20 protein-coding genes and 1 pseudogene are annotated in these 22,750 nt (G+C 70.3%); 7 read left to right on the top strand and 14 right to left on the bottom strand.

What is annotated here, in order from left to right:
- Nucleotides 1–70 precede the first annotated feature (70 nt).
- From AB8M85_RS07670 to AB8M85_RS07645, 6 genes are all read right to left on the bottom strand, one after another.
- Entirely contained in the window at nucleotides 71–571 is a 501-nt protein-coding gene (locus AB8M85_RS07670) for a GNAT family N-acetyltransferase (protein WP_372698180.1), read from the bottom strand.
- Nucleotides 572–906: 335 nt separating this feature from the next.
- Nucleotides 907–2,598, bottom strand: a complete 1,692-nt coding sequence (locus tag AB8M85_RS07665) for a glycoside hydrolase family 13 protein (RefSeq protein WP_372698179.1) — start codon at nucleotides 2,596–2,598, stop codon at nucleotides 907–909.
- Entirely contained in the window at nucleotides 2,564–4,117 is a 1,554-nt protein-coding gene (locus tag AB8M85_RS07660; RefSeq protein WP_372698552.1) for an alpha-amylase family glycosyl hydrolase, read from the bottom strand. The genes AB8M85_RS07665 and AB8M85_RS07660 overlap by 35 nt, the downstream gene beginning before the upstream one ends.
- Nucleotides 4,118–4,310: 193 nt before the next feature.
- Nucleotides 4,311–5,225 (bottom strand): glycosyltransferase family 2 protein, encoded by a 915-nt coding sequence (locus AB8M85_RS07655; protein WP_372698178.1) that lies wholly within the window; start codon nucleotides 5,223–5,225, stop codon nucleotides 4,311–4,313.
- Between the two features lie 2 nt (nucleotides 5,226–5,227).
- On the bottom strand, nucleotides 5,228–6,742 hold the full coding sequence (rfaE2, locus tag AB8M85_RS07650) for a D-glycero-beta-D-manno-heptose 1-phosphate adenylyltransferase (RefSeq protein ID WP_372698177.1): 1,515 nt from the start codon (nucleotides 6,740–6,742) through the stop codon (nucleotides 5,228–5,230).
- Nucleotides 6,739–8,142 carry an aldehyde dehydrogenase gene (locus AB8M85_RS07645; protein ID WP_372698176.1) on the bottom strand — a complete coding sequence of 468 codons (1,404 nt, stop codon included), beginning with the start codon at nucleotides 8,140–8,142 and terminating at the stop codon, nucleotides 6,739–6,741. Before AB8M85_RS07645 ends, rfaE2 begins: the two co-directional genes overlap by 4 nt.
- Before the next feature lie 275 nt (nucleotides 8,143–8,417).
- Between AB8M85_RS07645 and AB8M85_RS07640 the strand changes: the two genes are divergently transcribed.
- The gene (locus AB8M85_RS07640; protein ID WP_372698175.1) at nucleotides 8,418–9,581 is read left to right on the top strand and encodes a glycosyltransferase family 9 protein; all 1,164 of its coding nucleotides are present in this window, start codon (nucleotides 8,418–8,420) and stop codon (nucleotides 9,579–9,581) included.
- Nucleotides 9,582–9,621: 40 nt separating this feature from the next.
- On the opposite strand, the gene AB8M85_RS07635 is transcribed toward AB8M85_RS07640, so the two are convergent.
- From AB8M85_RS07635 to AB8M85_RS07605, 7 genes are all read right to left on the bottom strand, one after another.
- Entirely contained in the window at nucleotides 9,622–10,344 is a 723-nt protein-coding gene (locus AB8M85_RS07635; protein WP_372698174.1) for an SDR family oxidoreductase, read from the bottom strand.
- 80 nt (nucleotides 10,345–10,424) lie between these two features.
- On the bottom strand, nucleotides 10,425–11,840 hold the full coding sequence (locus AB8M85_RS07630; RefSeq protein ID WP_372698173.1) for a PfkB family carbohydrate kinase: 1,416 nt from the start codon (nucleotides 11,838–11,840) through the stop codon (nucleotides 10,425–10,427).
- Complete coding sequence (locus tag AB8M85_RS07625) at nucleotides 11,837–12,460, bottom strand: SIS domain-containing protein (RefSeq protein WP_372698551.1); 624 nt, start codon at nucleotides 12,458–12,460, stop codon at nucleotides 11,837–11,839. The genes AB8M85_RS07630 and AB8M85_RS07625 overlap by 4 nt, the downstream gene beginning before the upstream one ends.
- 89 nt (nucleotides 12,461–12,549) lie before the next feature.
- Nucleotides 12,550–13,797, bottom strand: a complete 1,248-nt coding sequence (locus tag AB8M85_RS07620; RefSeq protein ID WP_372698172.1) for a glycosyltransferase — start codon at nucleotides 13,795–13,797, stop codon at nucleotides 12,550–12,552.
- Nucleotides 13,794–14,798 (bottom strand): glycosyltransferase, encoded by a 1,005-nt coding sequence (locus tag AB8M85_RS07615; protein ID WP_372698171.1) that lies wholly within the window; start codon nucleotides 14,796–14,798, stop codon nucleotides 13,794–13,796. The genes AB8M85_RS07620 and AB8M85_RS07615 overlap by 4 nt, the downstream gene beginning before the upstream one ends.
- A gap of 2 nt (nucleotides 14,799–14,800) precedes the next feature.
- A complete protein-coding gene (locus AB8M85_RS07610; protein WP_372698170.1) occupies nucleotides 14,801–15,892 on the bottom strand; it encodes a glycosyltransferase family 9 protein in 1,092 nt (363 codons plus the stop codon).
- Nucleotides 15,889–16,479: a D-glycero-alpha-D-manno-heptose-1,7-bisphosphate 7-phosphatase gene (locus tag AB8M85_RS07605; protein WP_372698169.1), complete on the bottom strand. Its 591-nt coding sequence runs from the start codon at nucleotides 16,477–16,479 to the stop codon at nucleotides 15,889–15,891. Before AB8M85_RS07605 ends, AB8M85_RS07610 begins: the two co-directional genes overlap by 4 nt.
- 108 nt (nucleotides 16,480–16,587) lie before the next feature.
- Here AB8M85_RS07605 and AB8M85_RS07600 point away from each other — a divergent pair, with 108 nt between their 5' ends.
- Nucleotides 16,588–17,526, top strand: a complete 939-nt coding sequence (locus AB8M85_RS07600) for a glycosyltransferase family 9 protein (protein ID WP_372698168.1) — start codon at nucleotides 16,588–16,590, stop codon at nucleotides 17,524–17,526.
- 12 nt (nucleotides 17,527–17,538) lie between these two features.
- Here the strand turns inward: AB8M85_RS07600 and AB8M85_RS07595 are convergent, their stop codons facing one another.
- Nucleotides 17,539–18,324, bottom strand: a complete 786-nt coding sequence (locus AB8M85_RS07595) for a sigma-70 family RNA polymerase sigma factor (protein ID WP_372698167.1) — start codon at nucleotides 18,322–18,324, stop codon at nucleotides 17,539–17,541.
- A gap of 333 nt (nucleotides 18,325–18,657) precedes the next feature.
- On the opposite strand from AB8M85_RS07595, the gene AB8M85_RS07590 reads away from it, so the two are divergent.
- The 5 genes and pseudogenes from AB8M85_RS07590 (at nucleotide 18,658) to AB8M85_RS07570 (ending at nucleotide 22,697) form a co-directional block, all read left to right on the top strand.
- Nucleotides 18,658–18,894, top strand: a complete 237-nt coding sequence (locus AB8M85_RS07590; RefSeq protein WP_372698166.1) for a DUF6480 family protein — start codon at nucleotides 18,658–18,660, stop codon at nucleotides 18,892–18,894.
- Nucleotides 18,895–19,638: an MBL fold metallo-hydrolase gene (locus AB8M85_RS07585; protein ID WP_372698165.1), complete on the top strand. Its 744-nt coding sequence runs from the start codon at nucleotides 18,895–18,897 to the stop codon at nucleotides 19,636–19,638. It abuts the gene before it with no gap.
- Between the two features lie 587 nt (nucleotides 19,639–20,225).
- Nucleotides 20,226–21,524, top strand: a complete 1,299-nt coding sequence (locus AB8M85_RS07580; RefSeq protein ID WP_372698164.1) for an acetyl-CoA carboxylase biotin carboxylase subunit family protein — start codon at nucleotides 20,226–20,228, stop codon at nucleotides 21,522–21,524.
- An 85-nt stretch (nucleotides 21,525–21,609) separates the two neighbouring features.
- Nucleotides 21,610–22,464: pseudogene (locus AB8M85_RS07575) on the top strand (CocE/NonD family hydrolase).
- Nucleotides 22,416–22,697 (top strand): hypothetical protein, encoded by a 282-nt coding sequence (locus AB8M85_RS07570; RefSeq protein ID WP_372698163.1) that lies wholly within the window; start codon nucleotides 22,416–22,418, stop codon nucleotides 22,695–22,697. The pseudogene AB8M85_RS07575 and the gene AB8M85_RS07570 overlap by 49 nt, the downstream one beginning before the upstream one ends.
- Nucleotides 22,698–22,750 lie beyond the last annotated feature (53 nt).

Below are 22,750 nucleotides of genomic sequence, written 5' to 3'. Positions count from 1 at the left end.
AACCCACGCGCTGGTCGTGGTGCTGGTTGTGGTGTTGGTCTGCTGCGTGCGTCGGCCCCGGAATTTCAGGCTATCCCCCGGACCGCTGGGCGGCGACGCCGGGAGCCCCCGGGTCCGTTTCCGGGACCTGAACGGGTATGCTTCCCGTGTATTCGGCGACATCGGGAGAGTCCAAGGTGGTTTCCTGAAGCCGTGACCGGCGGGAGCCCGTCAGGCGCACGAAGTCCAAGGATGCCTTCATCTCGCCGCCGGGCGTGGCATGGGCCAGCGCGGGGACACGCTGCTGCCACTCGGCCGGGACAAGGTTCGCGAACTCCGGATGTTCGGCGATGAACGTGCGCAGGGCCGGGCAGAACGGCAGGACGGCCAAGCGGCTGCTATGGGCGTCCGAGAGCACGTGGTGCATGAGGATGTCAGCGAGCACGGCTGATTTGAAGTGTCGTTTCATGGACGTGTACAAGACCCACATGTCGCTGCCGGACATGCTGTACTGCACGAATCCAGCCAGGTCGCCGGCCTTGAAGATCTGGTACTGGAGCTGCTCGCGGTTGTTCTCGATGACGATGGTCATGGCTCAGGCCATCTCCCCTCGGTCCGAAGCGACGGACAGGTCGGCACTCAACAGATGGCCTGTTGCACGGAAGGTGGTCTTGGGGGGAAAGATGCAGCGCAAGGAGGCTCCAATCATCGATCGGGTGGCCCTCTGCTGAACCGATTCCCACCTAACCAGATGGTTCAGTCCTTGGCAACAGGCTCCTGATCGGGCCCGGCGCCGCCGACCGGCCTTAGACCTTGCACCGCAATATGACGGTGCGGCGCGCGGCCGAGGCGATCGCCGAGATGGCTGCGGCCGGGCGCCGTAGCCGATGGGCTGGGCACGACGGTTGCTGTGGCAGGACGTTGTCCCTAGTGCCGGAGCCAGACCGTTGTGGACGCGGGAAGCGTCCCGTCGCCGGGCAGCTCGGAGCTGGCCATGAGCACCTCGCCATTCGGCAGCGGGACGCCGCCGTCCTGGCGGAAATTGGTGAGGCAATGCCAGCCGCCGGGCCGGACGAAGTCCACGATGCCCGCCTGGGTGTGCTCGGGCCAGAAGATGTCCTCGGCGCCCTGCAGCTCGCGGCGCAGCCGCAACGCCTGGCGGTAGAACTCCAAGTTCGAGCCATCCTGCCCGCTCTGCGACTCGACAGCATGGTCGGCGAACCACTCCGGCTGGGGCAGGTGGGACCCGCCCGGTCCGAAGCCCAGTGATTCGCCATCCGTGGTCCAGGGCAGCGGCACGCGGCACCCGTCGCGGCCCTTGCGCTGGTGGTCGGAGCGCTGCCAGATCGGATCCTCGAGCGCATTGGCCGGCAGGTCGGCGACCTCGAACAGGCCCAACTCCTCGCCTTGGTACAGATAAGCCGATCCCGGCAGGGCGAGCATCAGCAAGGTGGCGGCACGGGCCTTGCGCAACCCCGTCTCCGGGTCAGGTACGGGATCGGTCCCGTCGGTGAGCAACCAGGCATCGAGATCGGTGCGCGCAGGCACGGCGTAGCGGCTGGGGTGGCGTACGACGTCGTGGTTGGAGAAGACCCAGGTCGAGGACGTTCCGGCGACCCGCGCCTGGGTGAGGTTCTCGGCGATGGTGGATCGGAACTGGCTCGCGTCCCAGTCCGCGACGAGCAGGTCGAAGTTGAAGGCCTGGCCCAGGCCCTCGGGTTCGGCGTAGATCAGGCGCTTCTCGGCCGGCACCCAGGCCTCGGCCACGGCGCTGCGCGGCGGATCGTATTCGTTGAAGACCTCCCGCCAGTGGCGATAGATCTCCTGGATCTCCTCCCGGTCGAAGGTCGGGGACTTGCCTTCCTCCGGGGTGAGGTCGTCAACCGCCCCCGACTGGCTCTTCAAGGGCTCGCTCATGTCCTTGGCCGGCAGGTTCGCCACATCCACCCGGAAGCCGTCGACTCCGCGGTCGGCCCAGAAGCGCAGGGTGCGCAGGAAGTCCTGGCGGACCTCCTGGTTCTGCCAGTTCCAGTCCGGCTGCTCCCGGGAGAACAGGTGCAGGTACCACTGTCCCGGTTCGCCGGAGGGCTCGGTCACGCGCGTCCAGGCACTGCCGCCGAAGTGGGAGGACCAGTTCGACGGCGGGGAGTCGCCGGTCGGCCCGGTGCCGTCGCGGAAGAGGTAGCGGTCCCGCTCCGGGGAACCCGGTCCGGCAGCCAGCGCGTCCTGGAACCAGGGATGCTCGTCCGAGGAGTGGTTCGGGACGATGTCGACAATCAGCTTCAGACCGGCGTCGTGCACTGCGGTGGCGAGGTCATCGAAGTCCTCCAGCGTGCCCAGACGTGGATCGACGTCGCGGTAATCGGCCACGTCGTAGCCGCCGTCGGCCAGCGGGGAGGGATAGAAGGGGCTGAACCAGACGGCATCGACGCCCAGTTCCGCCAGGTAGGGGATGCGCGAGGTGGCCCCGCGCAGGTCACCGAGGCCATCGCCGTCGTGGTCGGCGAAGCTGCGCGGGTAGATCTGGTAGACGACGGACTGCCGCCACCAATCCGGATCGTGGGCGGGGGAGGAGGGCATGGCGTCATTCCTTTCTGCGCGGGACAGCCGTGGAGACATCTGGCAGCAGCCCTTCCCGGGGTTCGGGACGGTGGATGCGTCGCCAGGTGAAGCCATAGGCGGGCAGGTCGATCGTTGCGTTGCGGTGGTCATTGAGGCAGGTGCGCTCGCCGGTGAACAGGTCCACCAGTTCCGTCCCCGGTGCCTCGTGTTGCAGTGAAATCGGCACGATGGCGGGTTGGTCGCCAAGGTGGTGGGCCAACAGGATGCTCGAGCCCTCCCACGTGCAGCTGTGCAGCAGTACCGAGGGCACCGGCTGTTCCAGGACCTCGAGGCTGCCCCAGGCCAACTCGGGGCATTCGCGGTAGAGCCGGGTCAGCGCGGTCACGAATTTCAGCAGCGACTCCGGCTCGCGCTTGGAGTCTTCGACGTTGGTGTTCTCCGGGCCGAACTCGCCCTGGACGATGGCGTCGGGCAGCTGGTCCGGGTCGGCCTCGGAGAATCCGCCGTTGCGCCCGTCCGACCACTGCATCGGAGTGCGCACGGCCATGCGGCGGTCCGCGTCGAGGTCCTCGCCCATCCCGATCTCCTCGCCGTAGTAGAGCGCCGGGGTGCCCGGCAGCGAGAAGACCAGCGAGTAGACCATCTTGATCCGCCGCAGGTCCCCCGAGAGCATGGGTGGCAGGCGCCGCTTGATGCCGCGGCCGTAGACCTGCATCCGCTTCTCGGGGCCGAAGGCCGCGAAGACCTCCTCGCGCTCATCCTCCGAGAGCTGGTCCAGGGTCAACTCGTCGTGGTTGCGGGCAAAACACACCCATTGGGAATCGTCGGGAATGGGCGGGCGCCGCCGCAGCGTTGCCGCCACCTCGCCGGCATCCTGGCGGGCGAGGGCGAGGTACATGTGCTGCATGAGCTCGAAGTCGAACATCATCGTCAGTCCCAAGGCATCGTCGCCGCCGAAGAGCTGGAGCTGTTCGGTGTAAGGCAGGTTCACCTCGCCCAGGAGCATCGAGCGGCCGTTGCGGCGGTTCATGAACCGCCGCAGGGAGCGCAGGAACCCCAGCGGGTCCGTGAAGCCGCGCTTGTTCTCGATCCGGTCCTGCAGCCCGGCGGTCAGCAATTGCGGGACGGCGTCGACGCGGAGCCCGTCGAAGCCCAGCTCGAGCCAGAAGCCGATGATCTTGGCGATCTCGTCGCGGACCTTCTCGTTGGCCAGGTTCAGGTCCGGCTGGTGGGCGTAGAAGCGGTGCAGGTACCACTGCTCCGTGGCGCCGTCGTGCTCCCAGATCGAGTCCTCCTCGTGGTGGAAGACCACCATGTCCGAGGTGTCCGGCGGTTCGGTGTCGCGCCAGATGTAGTAGTCGCGGAAATCGTTGTCCAAACTGGCCCCGGAAGCCTGGAACCAGGGGTGCTGGTCGGAGGTGTGGTTGATCACCAGGTCGGCAATGACCTTCAGGCCCCGGTGGTGGGCGACGTGGAGCAGCTCGACGAGGTCGCCCAGGCTGCCCAGCCGGGAGTCGACGCCATAGAAGTCCGTGATGTCATAGCCGTCGTCGCAGCGACGAACTCGGCCATCCAGCAGCCTTTAGCGAGTACATCAACCTCTCCTGGCTCTCTGCTTCGCTGGGCACCCTCGCCGGCGCTGTCGGTTCGAGCTTCGACGACGAGCAGGCGGTGCGCCATGCGACCTTCAGCAGCCGCGAATTCGAGCGGCGGCATATTTCCTTGGAACGGGACGAGGACGATGAGAAGCCGACGGAGCCCAGCGAATCCTAGGCACCGGCAGGGCCGAGCCGGCCAGGTGGATCGGCCGGGACATCGGCAGACGGCAGGACGACCTCGGCCGCCTCGGTGCTGCGGTCGGTCACGGTGGTGTCCGATTCGAGGTGGACCGCCCCGGACGGGATGATGCCCGCGCCGCCGTATTCCTCCATGACCCGCATCTGGGCCACCATGTCCTCCCCGGCGTGGCCCGTCGGCAGCTCGTCCCAGAAATCGAAGCCACCGCAGGCCAGCAGCTTGGCCCGGTCGAACAACACGCAGCCTCCGACCCAGGCCACCTTGTAGGCCCTCCACGTGCCCGGGGCTAGCCGTAGCCGTTGGCCCACGTGGACGAGGTTGGCGGCATTATGCAGGGTCCAGCGACCGAATTCCGGGGTGTCGGGGCGCACCCTTTCCGGGCGTGGCGGCGCGTCCCAGAACTCGAGGGGCCCCTGTTCGTGCGGCCTGACGTCCTCGAGGAAGGATAGTCCTTGGACCGCGGAGCCCATGAAGCCGCATCGGCCCCACGTCAGGGCCTCGTCGAGGCGCTGCAGCGTCAGCGGTTCGAGCCAGACGTCGTTGTCCAGGAACAGCACGCGTTCTGCCGTGGAGCAGCCCAGCAGGAAGCTGCGCTGCTGGGCCATCCCGCGCCGGGGGAGGTTCCGCTCGACCCGGACCGGATGTCCCCGGAAGCGCAGGATGCGGATCATCGCCCGCACCGCCGGTTCCTCCAGGCAGGGGCGCTCTTCCGATTGGTCGGAGACGACGATGCCGAACCCCGGCCCCTGTTGTGCAGCCAGGCCAGCCAAGGTCACGGCCAGCTCCGCCTCACGTCCGTAGGTGGGGATCAGGACGTCGATGCGCGGTGCAGGGCCCGGCGCGCTGGTGTCGTCGGGACCCTCGGGTGGACCAGTTCGAGGGGCCACGCTCAGCTCCCAGATTCCGCCGGGGAGGCGTTGGGGCCACGCATGCGACGCAGCACCTCGGTGGTGGAGTGGTCCGCCACGTAGTCCACGATCCGCACCACGCCGCCGACCTCGTGGACCGCCGCGGACTCGTCGAGCATCTGCTCGGTATAGTCCCCGCCCTTGGCATAGACGTCGGGCCGCAGCGACCGGATCAGGGGGATCGGCGTGTCGGTCTTGAAGACGGTCACGTAGTCCACGCAACTCAGGGCGCCGATGACCGCGGCCCGGTCCGGGAGCGGGTTGATGGGCCGGCCCTCGCCCTTGAGCCGGTGGACGGAATCGTCGCTGTTCAACGCGACGATGAGCACGTCGCCTAGTTCCTTGGCCTGTTCCAGGTAGCGGGTATGCCCGCGGTGCAGCACGTCGAAGCAGCCGTTGGTCAGCACGATGCTCTCCCCGGCCTCCCGGTGGCGCTCCACGGCGGCGGCCAGGGCCGCGGCGTCGACATGGCCCGGGTGCCTGCCACCCAGATGCGCCGCGAGGTCCGCGGCGCTGCAGACCGAGGTCCCCGGCCGGTGCACGACGACGGTTGCCGCCGCCTGGGCCAGCTCCAGGGCAACATCCGGTGCCAGCCCCGACGCCGTGGCCACGGCCAGGCAGGCCACGAACGTGTCACCGGCACCGGAGGCCTGCTTCTCTGTCACCGGGCGGGCCCACGTGCGGTGTTCCGGGCCGGTGGCCGGCAGGAAGACGGTCCCGTCCTGGTCCAGGGTGACCACCACCGATTTGGCCCCCGTCTCCGCCAGCAGCCGGTCCCGGTGCTCCCGGAACACGGCCGCCCGGTCGGGTGCCCGCTCGGCGCCCAGCCCCAGCAAGTCCAGGGCCTCGGCGGCGTTCGGCGTGGCCAGGTCGGGACCCAGGCCGGCCCAGGGGCGGGGGTCATGGGCGTCGACGACCACCAGCTGGCTGGCCTCGCGTCCGGCCAGGGCCGCGCGGAGGGCCTGGTGGACGGGGCCGGTGAGCATGCCCGACCCGTAGTCGCACACGACCACGACGTCTGCGCCCGCCACCGCGCCGGGGATGCGGGCCGCCAACTCGTCCAGGGCGGCGGCTGGGGCCGTGGGGGCCTGGTCATCGAGGCGGAAGAGGATCTGATCGCCGCCGATGATGCGGTCCTTCGTCGTCGTCGCCGCCTCTGCGTGGTGCAACAGGGCGGTGGTGGCGACGCCCGCCTCCTCCAGCAGGCCGGTGAGACGGTCCCCGGCGGCATCCTGCCCGACCAGGCCCACCAGGGAGACGCGCCCGCCCAGTCGGGCTGCGTTGACGGCGGTGTTGGCACCGCCACCGGGCGCGTACTGGCGGCTGGTCACCTCGACGACGGGGGCCGGGGCTTCCCGGCAAAAGCGTTCGATGTCCCCGTGCCACCAGCCATCGAGCATGACGTCGCCGACGACGACCACCCGTGGGGCGGCCTGGACGAGCAGATCGGGGATGTCGGGGGTCAGGGCCTGCCGGCCGCCCGGCTGCGCGCTCATGGTGCCACCGCGCGGGGTTCGGCGACGTGGACGACCTTCACGAACGTGAACTCGTCGAGCAGCTCGGGGCCGTAGCCGAAGCCGTCACCGCTGGCCCCGCGTGGCTGGGCGGCGCCGCCCGGGGCACCGCCGAAGACGTTGTTGACCTTCACCGTGCCCACCGGCAGGGTGGCAATTGCCTCCTGGGCGTGCGTCAGGTTGCCGGTCAGCACGGTCGCGGCCAGCCCGTAGCGCCCGGCCGATGCGGCGCGCAACCCGGAGGCGAAGTCGTCGACCACGGTCACCGGGGCCACCGGGCCGAAGGTCTCCTCCTGCATGATGCGCATGCTCGAGGTGCAGTCGAGCAGCACCGTGGCCGGGTAGCGGGCCCCGGCCCCCTCCGGGATGGAACCGCCCTCGGCGGCCCGCGCACCATGCTCCAGCGCCTCGGTGACCTGGTCGTGGACCTCCTGGCGCATGCGTTCATCCACCAGCGGTGCCAGCTCACCGGAGGCATTGAGTGCACGGGCGCGCTCGGTGAGTTCCCGGCAGAATGCCTCGGCGATGGAGCGGTGGACGTAGATGCGTTCCACCGAGGTGCAGATCTGGCCGGCATTGGCGAAGGATCCCAGCGCGGCCTGGTCGGCGGCCCACGCCGGATCGATGCCCTCGTCGATGAGCAGCGGGTCGTTCCCACCGTTCTCGCGGAGCAGGTGGGCGCCGGTCAGCGCCGCGAGCCGGGCGAGCCGCTCGCCGGTGGCGGTGGAGCCGACGTGCCCGATGACATCGGTTTCCGGGGCCTCCACGAGTGCCTGGCCGGTGTCGGGTCCGCCGGTGACCGTGACCACGACGTCCTGTGGGAACACCTCGGCCAGCAGCCGTCCCATGAGCCGCCCCACATGGGGGCAGCGTTCGCTGGGCTTGTGCACGACGACGTTGCCCGTCGCCAGGGCGGCACCGATGAGGCCGCAGGCCACGGCGACCGGGTCGTTCCACGGGGTGAGCAGCACGGCCACCCCGCGCGGGACCGTGACCGTGTAATCCATGGCCTGCTGGCCACCGCGCAGGCTGTGCCCGCGGTGCAAGGGGCCCAGTTCGGCATATTGGCGCAGCGTGGCGGCCCCGGCCTGCACCCCTCCCAGCGCATCGGCGTGGGGTTTGCCGGTTTCGCGCTGGTTCAGCTCGGCCAGCTCGGCGGCCGCGTCCTCAAGGGCGCGGGCCGCGGCATGGAGCAGCTCGCCGCGTTCGGCCGGCGCCGTCGCCGCCCAGCCGGCGGACGCCTTCCGGGCCCGGCCCAGGGCGTACCTGGCCTGCTCGGCACTGGCGGATTCAAGGGTGCCGACCGGGACACCGGTGGCTGGGTCGAGGATGGTGATGGATCCCTGGGCGGTCTCGGGTGGGTGCGCCGGGGCGGTGGGCATCGTCTTCCTCCTGGTGGTCTGGTGATCCGTGTCGGCCGGCGGTCTGAACCGGCCCTCACTGTTCCTAGTACCCGCTGGCCGCGCTTTCAGACAGGACGGTGTCGGGGAAGTTGCCGGGCGCCTTTTTGCTTCCACCAGCCGGTGAACCGTTTATAGGGTGGTGGGACATCGGGACCCGCCGATCGCTGTCATCGCGGCCCGGAACCATGACCGGAAAACATGACCGGACAACACGACCCGAAAACACGACCTGTGGAAGGGGAGGAGAGCCACCCATGCTGCCCACCGCCGTCGGACCCGTTGCAGAGCAGTTCGCCGCCGTGGAGCGCATCGCCGTGCTGCGCGGGGGAGGGCTGGGGGACCTGTTCTTCGCCATGCCGGCGATCACCGCCCTGGCCGAGACCTACCCCGGCGCCCATATCACGCTGCTGGGCACCCCCATCCATGCCGCCTTGCTGGCCGGCCGGCCCGGTCCGGTGGACGAGGTCGTGGTGCTGCCCCACGCGGAGGGCGTCAGGCCGCGTCCGGCGGACCAGGAGCACGACGACGCCGGGGAGATCGCGCGGTTCCAGGAACGGATGCGGGCCAGGTCCTTCGACCTCGCCGTGCAGGTGCACGGGGGCGGACGCTATTCCAACGGCTTCCTGCTCGAACTCGGGGCGCGCCACACCATCGGCACGGCCACCGAGGACGCACCGCAGCTCGAACGCACCGTGCCCTACCACTACTACCAACACGAGGTGCTCCGCGCCCTGGAGGTCGTCGGCCTGGCGGGTGCGGCCACCACCGCACTGGCCCCCGTCCTGGAGGTTACCGAGTCCGACCGCGCCGAGGCGCGGGCGGCCACCGCCGCCGTCGGGGCCGACCCGGCCGCGCCCTGGCTGGTGGTGCACCCCGGGGCCACGGACGGGCGCAGGAAGTGGCCGGCGTCGTCCTTCGCGCCATTGGTCGGGCAGGCGGCAGCCGACGGCTACGAGGTGTTCCTGGTCGGCGACGAATCCGAGGCCGGGTTAGCGCGGCAGATCCGCTCATTGGTGGGTGCCGACGCCCCCGACGCCGCCGAGCGGGTCCACGTCCTCGCCGGTTCCTTGGGGCTGGGCGGGCTGGCCGGCCTGCTGGCCTCGTGCACGGTGATGGTCGGCAACGACAGCGGCCCACGCCATCTTGCGCAGGCCGTCGGGGCGCCCACCGTGGGCATCTTCTGGGTCGGGAACCTGATCATGGCCGCCCCGTTCGAGCGCAGCCGGCACCGCGTGCACCTCGGCTGGGTGACACGGTGCCCGCAGTGCGGCGTCGACGTCACGCAGGTGGGCTGGAACGCCCCGCGCTGCGAGCACGTCTTCCCGCTCACCGCCGAGGTGGATGTGGCCGCTGTCTACGCGGACGTCCAGGACCTCACGCATCTGTCCCGGAAGACCGCCACACCGGCTGCCGGGTAACGGCGACACGGGCGGGTGCCGCCGTCAGCTGGAACGGGGTTTACGGCCAGGAGTCCTCGCCCTCGTGGCAGATGAGCAGCTCGCGCACCTCGCACCCGGCGGGCTGCGACAGGGCGAAGAGGATCGAGGCCGCCACGCGCGAGGGGTCGTTCAGCTGCGAATTGTCCGCCGGCCGGTACTGCTCGGTCCGGTCGTCGAAGAAGTGCGTGTCCATGCCGCCGGGGATGATGGTGGTCACCCCCAGCTGCCCCGCCGTTTCCGCGGCCAGGGCGCGGCTGAAACCGAGCACGCCGAACTTCGAGGCGCAATAGGCCGTCGCGTCGGAGACCCCGCGCAGCGCCAGCGTCGAGGCGATCGTCACCAGCCGGCCATGGCTGTCCTTCAAGTGCGGCAACGCGGCCCGGGCCGCCGAGACGGTGCCCAGCAGGTTCACCCCGAGCACAAGCTCCCACTGGTCGGCGGGGACCTCGTCCAGCTTGCCGCACCGGTCGATGCCCGCTGCCGTGACGACGGCGTCCAGGCCGCCCTGCTCGGTGGCGGCCTGCTCGATGGCGGCGGCGACCGCCTCCCGGTCGGTCACGTCGACCTGGATGAAGGCCGTGGCGCCGTCGGCGGGCGGCTGCAGGTCGATCACCACCGGTGTTCCACCGGCGTCGGCCACCGCCTGTACGACGGCGGCGCCGAGCCCGGAACTGCCGCCGGTCACCAGGACCCGGCCGGGGTTGTACTGCTGGGGTGCGTTCGTCTGCGGTGCGTTCGTCATCAATGCTCCTGACGTGGTCGTTGGAATGGGTGTGCTGTCCCCGGGCGGGGCGCTCGGGGGAGTGTGAAGGGGCCGGCGGGTCAGCCGACTTTGGCCAGCGCGGCGGCCAGCGACGTCGTGGAACGGGCCACGTGGTAGGGCACGATCACCGACCGGCCGCCCCAGGAGGCGATCAGCGGGGTCTCGGGCAGCTCGGCCGCCTCGTAGTCCCCACCCTTGACCCAGATGTCCGGGCGGACCTGTTCCAGGGCGTTCACGGGCGTGTCGTCCTCGAACAGCAGGACCGCGTCGACGCAGCCGAGGGCGGAGAGCAGCTCGGAGCGGTCGTGGGCGGAGATGATCGGCCGGCCGGCCCCCTTGAGCCGGCGGACCGAGTCGTCCGAATTCAGCAGCACGACCAGGCAGTCGCCCAGGGCCCGGGCCGCCTGCAGCGTCCTGGCATGCCCGGCGTGGATCAGGTCGAAGCAGCCGCCCGTGGCCACCACGGTGCCCCCCGCCGCCCTGACCTGCGCCAGCGTCTCCCAGACGTCCGCGGCACCGGTGCCGCCGGGACCCTGGGTACCGCCCGGGCCGGGAGTGCCGGCATCGTGGGGAGCGGAGGGCGTGGCGCTGCCGGCATCGGTGACCACCGGGAACTGCCGGTGCAGGGCCGAGACCCCGCCATCGGCCAGGAACCGGGCCGCGACCTGGACGGCCTCCTGCGCCGCATCCTGCAGGGCGGCCCCGGTGGCGAGGCCGACGGCCAGCGATGCCACGAAGCGGTCGCCGGCGCCGCACGGGTCGGTGGTGCCGATCACCGGGGCCGGGATCCGCTGCCCGGACCCGGTGCCGTGGTGCAGCAGGGCCCCGTGCCGGCCGAGGGTCACTACGACCGGGCACCCCCACCGGCCGGCCAGTTCCGTGGCGGCGCCCGCGGCATCGCCGGCGGAGCCGAAGGCCAGGGCCTCGGCCTGGTTCGGGGTGGCAGCGGCCAGGCCGCGGACCGGCGCGGCGCCGGAGGGGTGCGGATCCCAGACCACCGGCACCCGGGTGGCCGCGGCCTCGAGGGCGTCGCGGACGTCGTCGTTCTCGAGCAGCCGGCGGCCGTAATCGGCGACGACCACCGCGTCGGCGGAAGCGATGGCCTCGAGCATCCGGGGTGTCGCGCCGGGGACGCCGGGTCGGGCGCAGCCCTCGTCGACGCGCACCACCGCCTGGCCCGACGCGCGGATCCGCGTCTTGACCGGGGTGGGCGCCCCGGAGGGCCCGGTGGCCAGCCGGATGCCCCGTAGCGCCTCCCGCAGCCGCCCGGCCGGGGCGTCGTCGCCGGTCACGCCGACCAGCACCACGTCGTGGCCGTCGGCGGCGAGCATGCGCGCCACCAGGCCCGCCCCGCCGGCGCGGTAGGTGGAGTCGTCGACGTCGACCACCGGCACGGGGGCGTCCGGGCTGAGCCGGGTCGCCTCGCCGACGAGGTCATGGTCGAGGAGCAGATCCCCGACGACGGCGATCGTCATGCCGGCCACCCCCCGTCGCCGGTCATGGAGCGCACCTCGGCATCAAAGACCCGGCAGAGCGCATGCACGGCCATCAGGTGGCACTCCTGCACGTTCGCCGAGGGGCCGTCGATGGCAACCAGGTCGTCACAGAGCCTGGCCAGCTCGCAGTCCGCAGTGCCCAGCAGCGCCCAGGTCTCCAGACCACAGGACCGGGCGGTCCGTGCGGCGTGGAGCAGGTTCGCGCTGGTCCCGCTGGTGCTCAGCAGCAGCAGCACGTCGCCGTCGCGGCCGTGGGCGCGGACCTGCCGGGAGAAGGCCTTCTCATAGCCGTAGTCGTTGGAGATGGCGGTCAACGCGGAGGTCTCGGCATGCAGCGAGATCGCCGAATACGCCCCGCGCTCGCCGTCGAACCGGCCCACCAGTTCGGCGGTGAGGTGCTGGGCCTCGGCCGCCGAACCGCCGTTGCCGGCCACCAGCAGCCGGTGCCCGGCGCTGAGCTTCGCGGCCAGGACGGCCCCCCAACGGGCCAGGGTGCCGGCGGAGGAACGCAGCGATTCCAGAGCCGGGACCACCTCGTCCAGGTGGGCCAAGACGGTGGCCCGGGTTCCGCCGTCGTACGGCTCGACGCGCGGTGACATCGGCGCCACCGACGAAGGAGTCGAGGGACGGGACGCGGGGGACGGGGGCGCCGTCGTGGCGTCCAGGACAGGGGTGCGGGGGTTCTTCATCATGCACGTCCAATCACTTGGCTGAGCTGGGGTGCGCTCGCGGAGCGGGCCAGCTGCCGGTACACCTTCTCGGTGTCGGCGGCGATCCGGTCCCAGGAGTAGCGGGCGGTGGCGCGTTGGCAGCCGGCCGCGCCGAAGCGGGTGGCGGTCTCGGGGTCGGCGAGCAGCTGCGCCAGGGCATCGGCCAGGGCTGCCTCGTCGCGTGGGGGCACATGCAGGCCGGTCACCCCATCCAGCACGGTGTCGATGAGGCCGCCGACGCTGCTGGCCACGACCGGCACCGAGCAGGCCATGGCCTCCAGTGGCACGATCCCGAAGGGTTCGTACCAGGGGGTGCAGACCACCGCATCGCAGCTGCGCAGCATCGCGGGCATGTCCTCGCGGGGCAGCTGGCCGCGGAAGACGACCTGGTCGGCGACGCCCAGCTCGGCGGCCAGGGCGCGCAGCCGGGCGACCTCGGGGTCGTCGTCCAGCGAATCGGCGGCGCCGGATCCGCCGACCACCAGCAGTTCGACGTCGGAGACCCCGCGCTCGCGCAGGCAGTGCAGGGCCCGGATGGACAGGTCCACTCCCTTGCGCGGGACCAGCCGGCCGATGGCCGCGACCCGGTGCGCCTGGCCGCGGTCCTCGCGGGGCCCGTCGGCGGTGAACAGCGAGAGATCCACGCCGCAGGGGGCCACGGAGATGCGCGATCCCTCGGCACCGAGGGCCTTGAGTTCGAACACCTCGTCGGAGCAGGTGGCCACGATCGCGTCGACCGAGCGGGCCACGGAGGCCTCGAGCCAGGCACGTTCGACGGGGCTGGTGTCCCCGGCACCCTGGTGGCGGCGCTTGACGGTCCCCAGCGCATGGAATGTCTGCACCACGGCGATGTCCCGGGCCCCGGCCCGGGCGGCCTCGAGCGCGGCTACCCCGGACATCCAGAAGTGCGCGTGGATGACATCGGGCGGATCGGCGGCCCAATCTGCGGCGGCCCCCTGGGCCAGGTCGGACATGTACGGAAGGATCAGGTCCTTGGACATGCTGCATGCCGGACCGGCGTTCACGTGCACGACCTCGAATCCCTCGCAGACCGGCACACGCTCGGGCAGCTGCGGATCGTCGCGGCGCGTGTAGACCGTGACCTGGTGGCCGCGGCGGGCCAGGGCGGTGGACAGGGCGGCAACGTGCACGTTCTGCCCTCCGGCGTCGACCCCGCCGATGGCGGCCAGCGGGCTGGCGTGTTCGGAGATCATCGCGATTTTCATGGTGTCGATCCTTCCGTCAGGAATTCCGCCTCGTGGACGTCGGAGATGTCGGTGAGCAGCTGGTCCCAGGCGTCCAGGAACGGCTGCAGCCCGTAGTGCCGCAGGGCGAACTCGCGGGCGGCCAGGCCCCGGGCCCTGGCTTCTTCGGGTTCGTGCACCAGCCGCCTGGCCATCGCGGCGAGCTCCTCCACGTCGGAGGACACGGCCCCGGCCTCCGGCGGGACGGCGCGGAAGGCCTCGGTGGCGCCGAGCACGATGACGGGCATGCCCAGGTGCATGGCCTCGAGCAGGGCCAGGCCCAGCGAGGTCCAGCGGAAGGGGTGGAGGTAGGCCCGCGAGCGGGGCAGCCGGCGACGCAGCTCCCCGGGCGGGACGTCACCGCCGATGAGCAGGCGGTCGGCGGCGATGTCCACCGCGCCGGGCAGCTGCTCGACGCCGATGCCGAAGACCTCCAGCGGGGCCACTTGGGCAAACCGGGGCAGCAGGTCGGTGCCGGTGACCCGCCACCGGCGGACCGGTTCGTTGATGGCCAGGCCCAGCGTCGCGGTCTCGCCGGTGTACTGCAGTCCCGGGTCCACGATGCCGTGTTCGATGACCTCGGTCCGGCTGGTCCCGCAGTCCCAATACAGACGGTTGAAATGGGTCACGTGCACGATCGGGATGTCCCGGCGTCCGGCCAGCGGGTGCACCGAGTTGGGCACGTGGCCCGACTTGGGCGTGTTGTGCTCGAGGTAGATGGCCGGCAGGTCGCGCCCGGGCACGCGTCCGGTGAGCCGCTCGACTTCGTCGAGCTCCTCGGGGCGTTGGAGGACGACGACATCCAGGGGCTGGTCTGCCAGGTCGCCGGGGGCGACTTCGACGGCGGAGGACGGCCAGTCCCGACCGCCCCGGCCCAGGCCCCAACCGTCGCGTGCGTCGGTGGTCGGCAGCAGGTACTGGTGCCCGCCCTGCACGAACGAGTCCATCCACCCGCCGTGGACATGCCAGATGAGTATCCTCACGATCAATTCCCTTCGTCCAGGTCGTCGCCGAATGATGCCGCCGCGTTCACCGCATCGAGCCGGGGCGGCGGCGGGTGGACGCGCGCCTCGAGCCGGTCGATCGCCGCCAGGACCTCCTCCGGGGCCACATCGGCCAGGCACGGGTGGCCCGGGACGGGGCAGTCCCTGGCCCGGGTGAGCCGGCAAGCGGCGAACTGGTCGCCGAGCAGCTCCAGGGGGACCTTGTAGGGGGCCCAGCGGATGGCCGGGACCACGGGGGAGAACAAGCTGACCACCGGCGTGCCGACGGCCGCGGCCAGATGCGCCGGCCCGGTGTTCCCGGTGACCACCACCTCGGCCTGTTTCAGGACGCCGGCCAGCGTGCGGAAGTCGGTCTGACCGCCCAGGTCCACCCCGTCGACGCCGGCGACCGTGGCCGTGAGCTGGCGTTCTGCCGGGCCGCCGGTCACCACGACCCGACGCGAGATCCCGGCCAGCAGCTCGACCAGGGCAGCATGGTGCAGCGGGGGCCAGGCGCGGGCGGGGACGGCCGCCCCCGGGTGGACGACCACGTAGGGTTCCTCGCCCACCAGGTCGGTCACGTCCGGGGGACGCCGCACCGCGAGGGCGCCGTCGTCGCCGGCCGGCAAGGCATAGCCGGCGGCTTCGGCGATCTGCAGGGCACGGACGGCCTCGGGCTGGTCTTCCGGGAAGTCCTCTCCGGGTTTGAGGCGGACGTCGAGCAGAGAGCCGGCGAAGTCGACCGAGGCGGCGGTGATCCGGGGGCATCCGGCCAGACGAAGCAGCAGGGCCAACGGCAGTGGGGACTGGTGGAACGAGGTGAGGATGATGGCCTCGTCGAAGCGCCGGTCCGCCAGGAAGGAGGTGAGGGCGTCCAGATGGCCGGGCGTGGCCGCGGGGGCCGGGGCGGTGATCCACGGGCTGGCCCAGCTGAAGATCTCCGAGACACCGGGCAGCGACTGGGCGGCGGCCCGGCCCTGGGGCGAGCACAAATAGGTGACCTCGGCGGGATGCTGGGCCACCGCGCGGACCGCCGGCCCGCTCAGCAGCACATCACCGGCGGAGTCCAGCCGGACGACGAGGACCTGTTTCATGACCGGCTCCCCACACTCGGGTTGCCGGCACCTTCGTTCATGTCGACGGGGATCCCGGGCAGGTCGCCCAGCAGCGCCAGCGCCGCAGGGAGGTCGGGCGCCACTAGCGTAGCGGCGGCGATTTCCTCACGGCGGGTGATGGGTGTGGGAACCAACACGCCCCGGGCCCCGGCGGCGGCAGCGGCGCCCAGGTCCGCCCCGATGTCGCCGATGACGGCCGCATCGGCGGGGTCGACACCGAGCTGCCGGCAGGCCTGCAGCACCAATCCGGGAGCCGGCTTGCGGCACTGGCAGCCATCCTCGGGTCCGTGTGGGCAGACCATCCAGGCGTCGAAGGGGCCCAGCAGTTCGTCCACGCGCCGGTTGACCGCGTCGACTTGGTTGCGGGTGAGCAGGCCGCGGGCGATGCCCGACTGGTTGCTGACTACCGCGCAGGGGATCCCCGCTTCGCGGAGGCGGGCGACCACCTGCGCAGCATGGGGCATGGGACGCACCCGTCGCGGGTCGTCGTTGTACGGGACGTCCTCGATGAGGGTGCCGTCGCGGTCGAAGAGGACCACGGAGGGGAAATCCGTCAATGTGCCCATACCGGAGAAGTACCCGTGGCACCGCTGCCTAATCACTTCGCCGGGAACTTCTTCTCCTGCCGGCGTGATCCGTGGCGCCCTGCCCGCTGGACACGCAAGGATGGGGGAATGGAAGCACACGTCCCCGAGGTCCTGGTCCTGCGTGCCCTGAAGCTGGGCGATCTGCTGGTCGCCGTCCCGGCACTGAAGGCACTGCGACGCGCCTTTCCCGACCACCGCATTACCTATGCGGCCCAGTCATGGCTGGCCCCCGTCGTCGAACTCGTGGGCGGCATCGGACTGCTCGAAACGCACGGTCTCGACGAGCCGATTGCCAGGCGGCCCGGGGACGTGGATGTGGCGGTGAACCTCCACGGCAATGGCGCGGAGAGCAGGGCCAGGATCGAGGCGCTGGATGCGCGCCGGTTGATTGCCTATGGTGCCGTCGACCGGCCGGGACCTGCGTGGGATGCCTCCGAGCACGAACGGGTGCGCTGGTGCCGGCTGCTGCAATGGCACGGGATCGCCGCAGATCCCACGGACCTTTCCCTGCGGCGTCCACCCCAGCCCACCGTGCATCCCGGCACAGCGATCGTGCATCCCGGGGCCGCGTATGCCAGCAGGCACTGGCCCGTGGAGCGGTTCGCCGCAGTGGTCCGCGAACTGGGGGGCGCAGGCCACGAGGTGAGGCTGACCGGAAGCGCTGCCGAACGGGAACGGGCGCTCGCCGTGGCCCGGGCCGCCGGACTGGATACGTCCCACGTGCTCGCGGGGCGGTTGCCGCTGGGCGATTTCGCCGCCCTGGTGGCCGACGCCTGCTGCGTCGTTTCGGCGGACACGGGCGCGGCCCACCTGGCCTCCGCCTACGGCGTGCCGTCGGTGGTGTTGTTCGGACCGGCGCCTCCCGAGTCCTGGGGTCCACCGGAGGGCCCCCACCGGGTGCTGACCCGGGCGGAGCTCCGCGTGGGGGACACCTTCGCCACAACCCCCGATCCGGCACTGCTGGCGGTCACCACCGATGACGTGCTGGAGGCCCTGTCCGGGCTCGGCCTGCTGGCCAGGGCTTAATGCTGCGCGCGCTCAGGCGGCGGAGCGGCCGGATGCTGCGCCCCGGCCCGGGAAACGGTTGAGCATCTGGCGCTGCAGCCGCACCAGGATGCGGGCCAGTGCGCGGGAGACCTGGACCTGGCTCATCTGCAGTTCCTCCCCGATGCTCTGCTGGCTCTGTTCCTCGAAGAACCGCAGGTGAAGCAGCCGCTTTTCCACGGGATCCAGGGTGCGCAGTGCCTGGGCCAGGGACAGTTCGTCGTCCAGGGCGCCGAAGACCTCCGCGTCGACGGCCGGGACATGGTCCTCGGTGGGCAGGTCGCCGCAGAGCACGTCGAGGGAATCGGGCTGGAGGCTGTTGAGCGAGGTGATGGCCTCGGCGACCAACGACGGCTCCTCGCCCAGATGGCCGGCCAGTTCATCCAGCGTCGGCTCGCGCCCCAGGGACTGGCAGAGCACGGGATGCGCCCGGGAGATCCCGGTGTGCAGGTCCTGGATGCCGCGCGGTGGCTGGACCATCCAGACAGCATCGCGGAGGTAGCGCTTGATCTCGCCCGAGATCGTCGGGCGGGCATAGGCGTCGAAGTGCGGGTTGACTGCCGGGTCGAAGCGACGGGCGGCTTTGACCAGGGCCATCCGGGCCACCTGGACCATGTCCTCCACGTCGTGCCCGCCACGGGAATACTTACGGGCCATCGCATCGGCCAGGGGGAGGTGGTCGAGGACCATCTGTTCCTCCAGCGCAGCCCGCAACGCCCCCCGCGGTGCTTTCCCTGCGGCGGGGGAGCACGCATCGTGTGTTGGATCTGTCGCTGACATGACTACTACTCCCTTACCGTGTAGCGGGCGAACGCGGCGTTCGTCGGGCGGCCGCCGGCAGTTGCCGTGCCGGAGCGTCCGAGCGGGTTCCCGGTCGGCCCGGTTCGGAACCGGCCGGCTGGCGGCCACGTCGTTGTTGGACGTTTCGAGGTGCAGGCCGAGGGGCCCACTGCTGCTCAAGCTAGCAGCGGGCCCCACTGCTGTCAGTACTTTGCGTGGAGCCACCGAAACCCTTGTCCACCGATGCCGGTCTTCCTAAGCTGGTCCCGTCTCGACCGACCCGGCCGCCTCCCGCGGTCCCGGTTCGTTGCGGTCGGGCAGGAGGTGGACACCATGGGGTCGTCACAGGAACGGGACCGGGACAAGGTTCGGACTGGCGAACAGCGGGACGCGGATGACGCGGCACAGCGCAAGCAACAAGAACCCGTGTCGGAACGCCAAGGCGCCGATGCCAATCCGGACCCGGAGACGCAGAATCTCACGGGGCTGGACGCGGGAGGAAGCGTCCTGCCCGGCGAGACACCGCCGGCATCGGACCAAACAGGTGGCGACGAGGGGAAGGGCGCCTAGGTGTTCCGCCCCGAGGTCGCCCCGGGGATCCACCTGGTCGAATACGCGGACGTGAACTGCTACCTCGTTGACGATGGCGATCGGCTCCTGCTCGTGGACGCCGGCCTGCCGGCCGGCTGGAAGGCCATCGTGGCCGCCCTGCGTGAGCTGGGGCGCCGGCCGGGTGAGCTGGAAGCGGTGGTCCTGACCCACGGCCACTTCGACCACATCGGGACGGTGGCCCGCATTCAGCGCGACTTCGGGCTACCGGTCCACATTTCCCCCGGCGACACATACATTGCCGCGCACCCCTACCGTTACCAGCACGAGAAGAACAGACTGTCCTACCCGCTGAAATACCCCCGAAGCCTTCCCGTCCTGGTCAAGATGACCCTCGCCGGGGCGTTGAACGTCCGGGGCGTGAGCGGGCTGCAGCCGCTTTCCGTGGAGCAGGCGCCAACGCTTCCGGGCCAGCCGGTGCTGGTCCCTACTCCCGGCCACACGGCAGGGCATTGTGCCTTGCACTTCCCCGGGCGGGATACCGTCATCAGCGGGGACGCGCTGGTGACCCTGGATCCGTATACGGGCAGGAGCGGACCCCAGACGGTTTCCGCGGCCGCCACCGGGGACAGCAGACAGGCCGTCGCGTCACTGGATGCACTCGAGGCAACAGGAGCGCAGGTCCTTCTGCCCGGCCATGGACTGCCCTTCACCGGTGGCGCAGCCGCCGCGGCCCAACAGGCCCGGCAACGCGGGACGACCTAGTCGCCCCGGAATACCGGAGCGTGCTGCGTTCGCCGGGATCTGCCGCAGCGGTGCGTTCGGAGCTCTCCACGGCATTCCGCCGCCTCCCGGCGCCGACCCAGCGGGCAATGAAGTCCAACACCTGCGCGATAGCCAGCAGTATGCCGGCCCGCAGCCGGGTCGCCGCCTCCTGCTGGAGCAGCAAGAGGAGGCAGCAGGCCAGAGTCAGGCAGGGGATGACGATCGGAACCGGGAAGTGCCGGTCTCCTACATGGGCCTTGCGCAAGACGAGCACCGCGGTGTTGGTGCTAATGAACACGACCGGAAAGCAACAGCACCACGGTCTTGGCCAGCGCTTCCAAGGCACCGATAGCCGTGAGCGCCATGGCCGCCAGAGTCGTCACCAGGGTCGCCGCCCACGGAGTACCCCGGCCACTTCTCTGGAGTGTGTGGGCTTCGTCGACGGGGCGGGATTGGAGGCATCCACGCCCACGCCATAGGGGAGCGTGATCGCTCGACGCTCCCCAAGGTGCATGGTTGTCTCGAATGGACGTTCCAATTACTCCAACGACATTCCGGCCCGTCGGGCCCGGACAGCGAGGAGCAGCATGAAGAACATTTTCGTCCTTGGACTGACGGATTTCCAGGCGGGGGAGTTGGAAACAGTCAGGGGAGCGCGGGACTACCGCTTCCACTCACTGCTGGACTATGACGAACTGGTCAAGACCGAAGACCTCGACTTCACGGCACTGCTGCAAGCAGCCCGGGAGCAGTTGCGCTCCTTTGACGGGACGATCGACGCCATCATTTCGCACTGGGATTTCCCCACGAGCGTGATCGGCCCGATCCTTGCCCGTGAACACGGCATCCCCGCGCCGTCGCTGGAAAGCGTGCTCAAATGCGAGCACAAGTACTGGAGCCGCCTCGAGCAGCAGGCAGCCATCCCCGAGTGCGTTCCCCGGTTCGCTGCGTTCGATCCGTTCGACGACGATGCCCTGGCCGGGATCGACGTGGATTTCTCCTTCTGGGTCAAGCCGGTGAAGGCCCATTCGTCCAACCTCGGTTTCGAGATCCGGAACGCGGAGGAGTTCCGGGAGGCGATCACGGAGATCCGAGGCGAAATCGAGCAGGTGGGCGACGCCTTCAACACCGTCTTGGAGATGGTGGACCTGCCCGCCAAGCTGGGGGACGCCGGAGGCAACACCTGCCTGGCCGAACAATTCGTCAGCGGCATCCAGGCAGCTCCCGAGGGCAGCATGTTCCAGGGCAAGTACCACGCCCACGGGGTCTTCGACATGCACAAGGACGACGCCGGCACCAGCTTCGAGCGCCTCGACTACCCCGCCGGGAGCATCCCCGAATCCGTGCAACAGCGGATGATCGACCTGTCCGAGCGGTACCTGCGGCACGTGGGCTATGACAACGGCTGCTTCAACGCCGCGTTCATGTGGGACGAACAGGAAGTCAAGCTCTGGATCATCGAGGTGAACACCCGCATATCCCAGTCCCACAGCGACCTCTTCGCCAAGGTCGACGGCGTGTCCAACCACGAGGTCGCCATCGACATCGCCCTTGGCGTCGGTCCCCAGCTGCCCGACGCGAAGGGGTCTTTTGCCGTCGCATCGCAGTGCATGGTCTTCCACGACGAGGACGCCGTTGTCACGCGAGTGCCCGGGGAGGAGGACATCGAGCGCCTGGCCCAGGACATTCCCGGGGCCGAACTCACCGTCCAGGTCAAGGTCGGGGACCGCCTCTCCGATACGCCCAACCAGGACAGCTACCGGTACATCGTGGGCATCCTCTACCTGGGCGCGCAGGACCGGGACGAACTGGTTGAACGATACAACGCGGCAGTGGCCAGCCTGCCCTTCGAATTTGAACCGGTTCCCCAGGAAGCGGCCAGCTAGAACCCGTATCAGAGAGGAGCTGCCAGTGAGGACCGTCGAGGAATTCCCGCACGAGATCCGCAGCATCGAGAACGTCTTCATCCCCATGCGCGACGGGGCACAGCTCGCCGCGCGGCTGTGGATGCCGGTCGACGCCGAGGAACACCCCGTTCCGGCGGTCCTGGAATACATTCCCTATCGCAAGCGCGACAACTCGCGGGCCCGCGACGAACTGAACCACCCATACCTGGCCGGCCACGGCTACATCGGCGTGCGGGTCGACCTGCGCGGCAGCGGCGACTCCGACGGTGTCATGGTGGACGAGTACCGGCCCCAGGAACACGAGGACGCCGAGGACGTCATCGCCTGGCTGGCCGAGTAGCCGTGGTGCGACGGCAACGTGGGGATGATGGGAATCTCCTGGGGAGGCTTCAACAGCCTGCAGATGGCGGCGCGTCGGCCACCGGCGCTCAAGGCGATCATCAGCGCCTCGGCCACCGATGACCTCTATGTGGACAACATGCACTACATGGGCGGCTGCCTGCTCGCGGACAACCTGTCCGAGGCCACCGTGATGTTCGCCTTCAACAGCCTGCCCCCGGATCCGGAGATCGTCGGGGACCGCTGGCGCGAGATGTGGCACGAGCGACTGGAAGGCAGCGGGCTCTGGCTCGAAACCTGGCTCGAACACCAGCGCCGGGACGACTACTGGAAGCCGGCGTCCGTCTGCGAGGACTACTCGGACGTCGACATTCCGGTGATGGCCGTCGGCGGCTGGGCCGATGGCTACACCAACTCCATCTTCCGGCTCATGGACAACCTCGATGTCCCCCGTCGCGGCCTCATCGGCCCGTGGGGGCACAAATATCCGCACCTGGGCGTCCCCGGGCCGGCGATCGGATCCTGCAGGAGATGGTGCGCTGGTGGGACCACTGGCTCAAGGGCAAGGACACCGGGGTGATGGACGAGCCCATGGTCAGGGCGTGGATGCAGGAATCGGTCTCGCTCGAGCCGTCCTACAACGACCGCCCCGGCCGGTGGGTTGCCGAACCCGGGTGGCCGTCGCCGAAAATCCGGATGGAGACCTGGAAGCTGGGCCGCTACCGGCTGCTGCCCGACGGGGCGGAAGTACAAACCGGCCCCGACGTCGAACTCCTCTCGCCGCTGAGCGTGGGCATGTTCGCGGGCAAGTAGGCCTCCTACGCGGCCCTGCCCGACCTGCCTTATGACCAGCGGGAGGAAGACGG

Source organism: Arthrobacter sp. JSM 101049 (assembly GCF_041679245.1).
Classification (GTDB): Bacteria; Actinomycetota; Actinomycetes; order Actinomycetales; family Micrococcaceae; genus Arthrobacter_H.
This window is presented reverse-complemented; position numbering and strand designations above follow the sequence as displayed.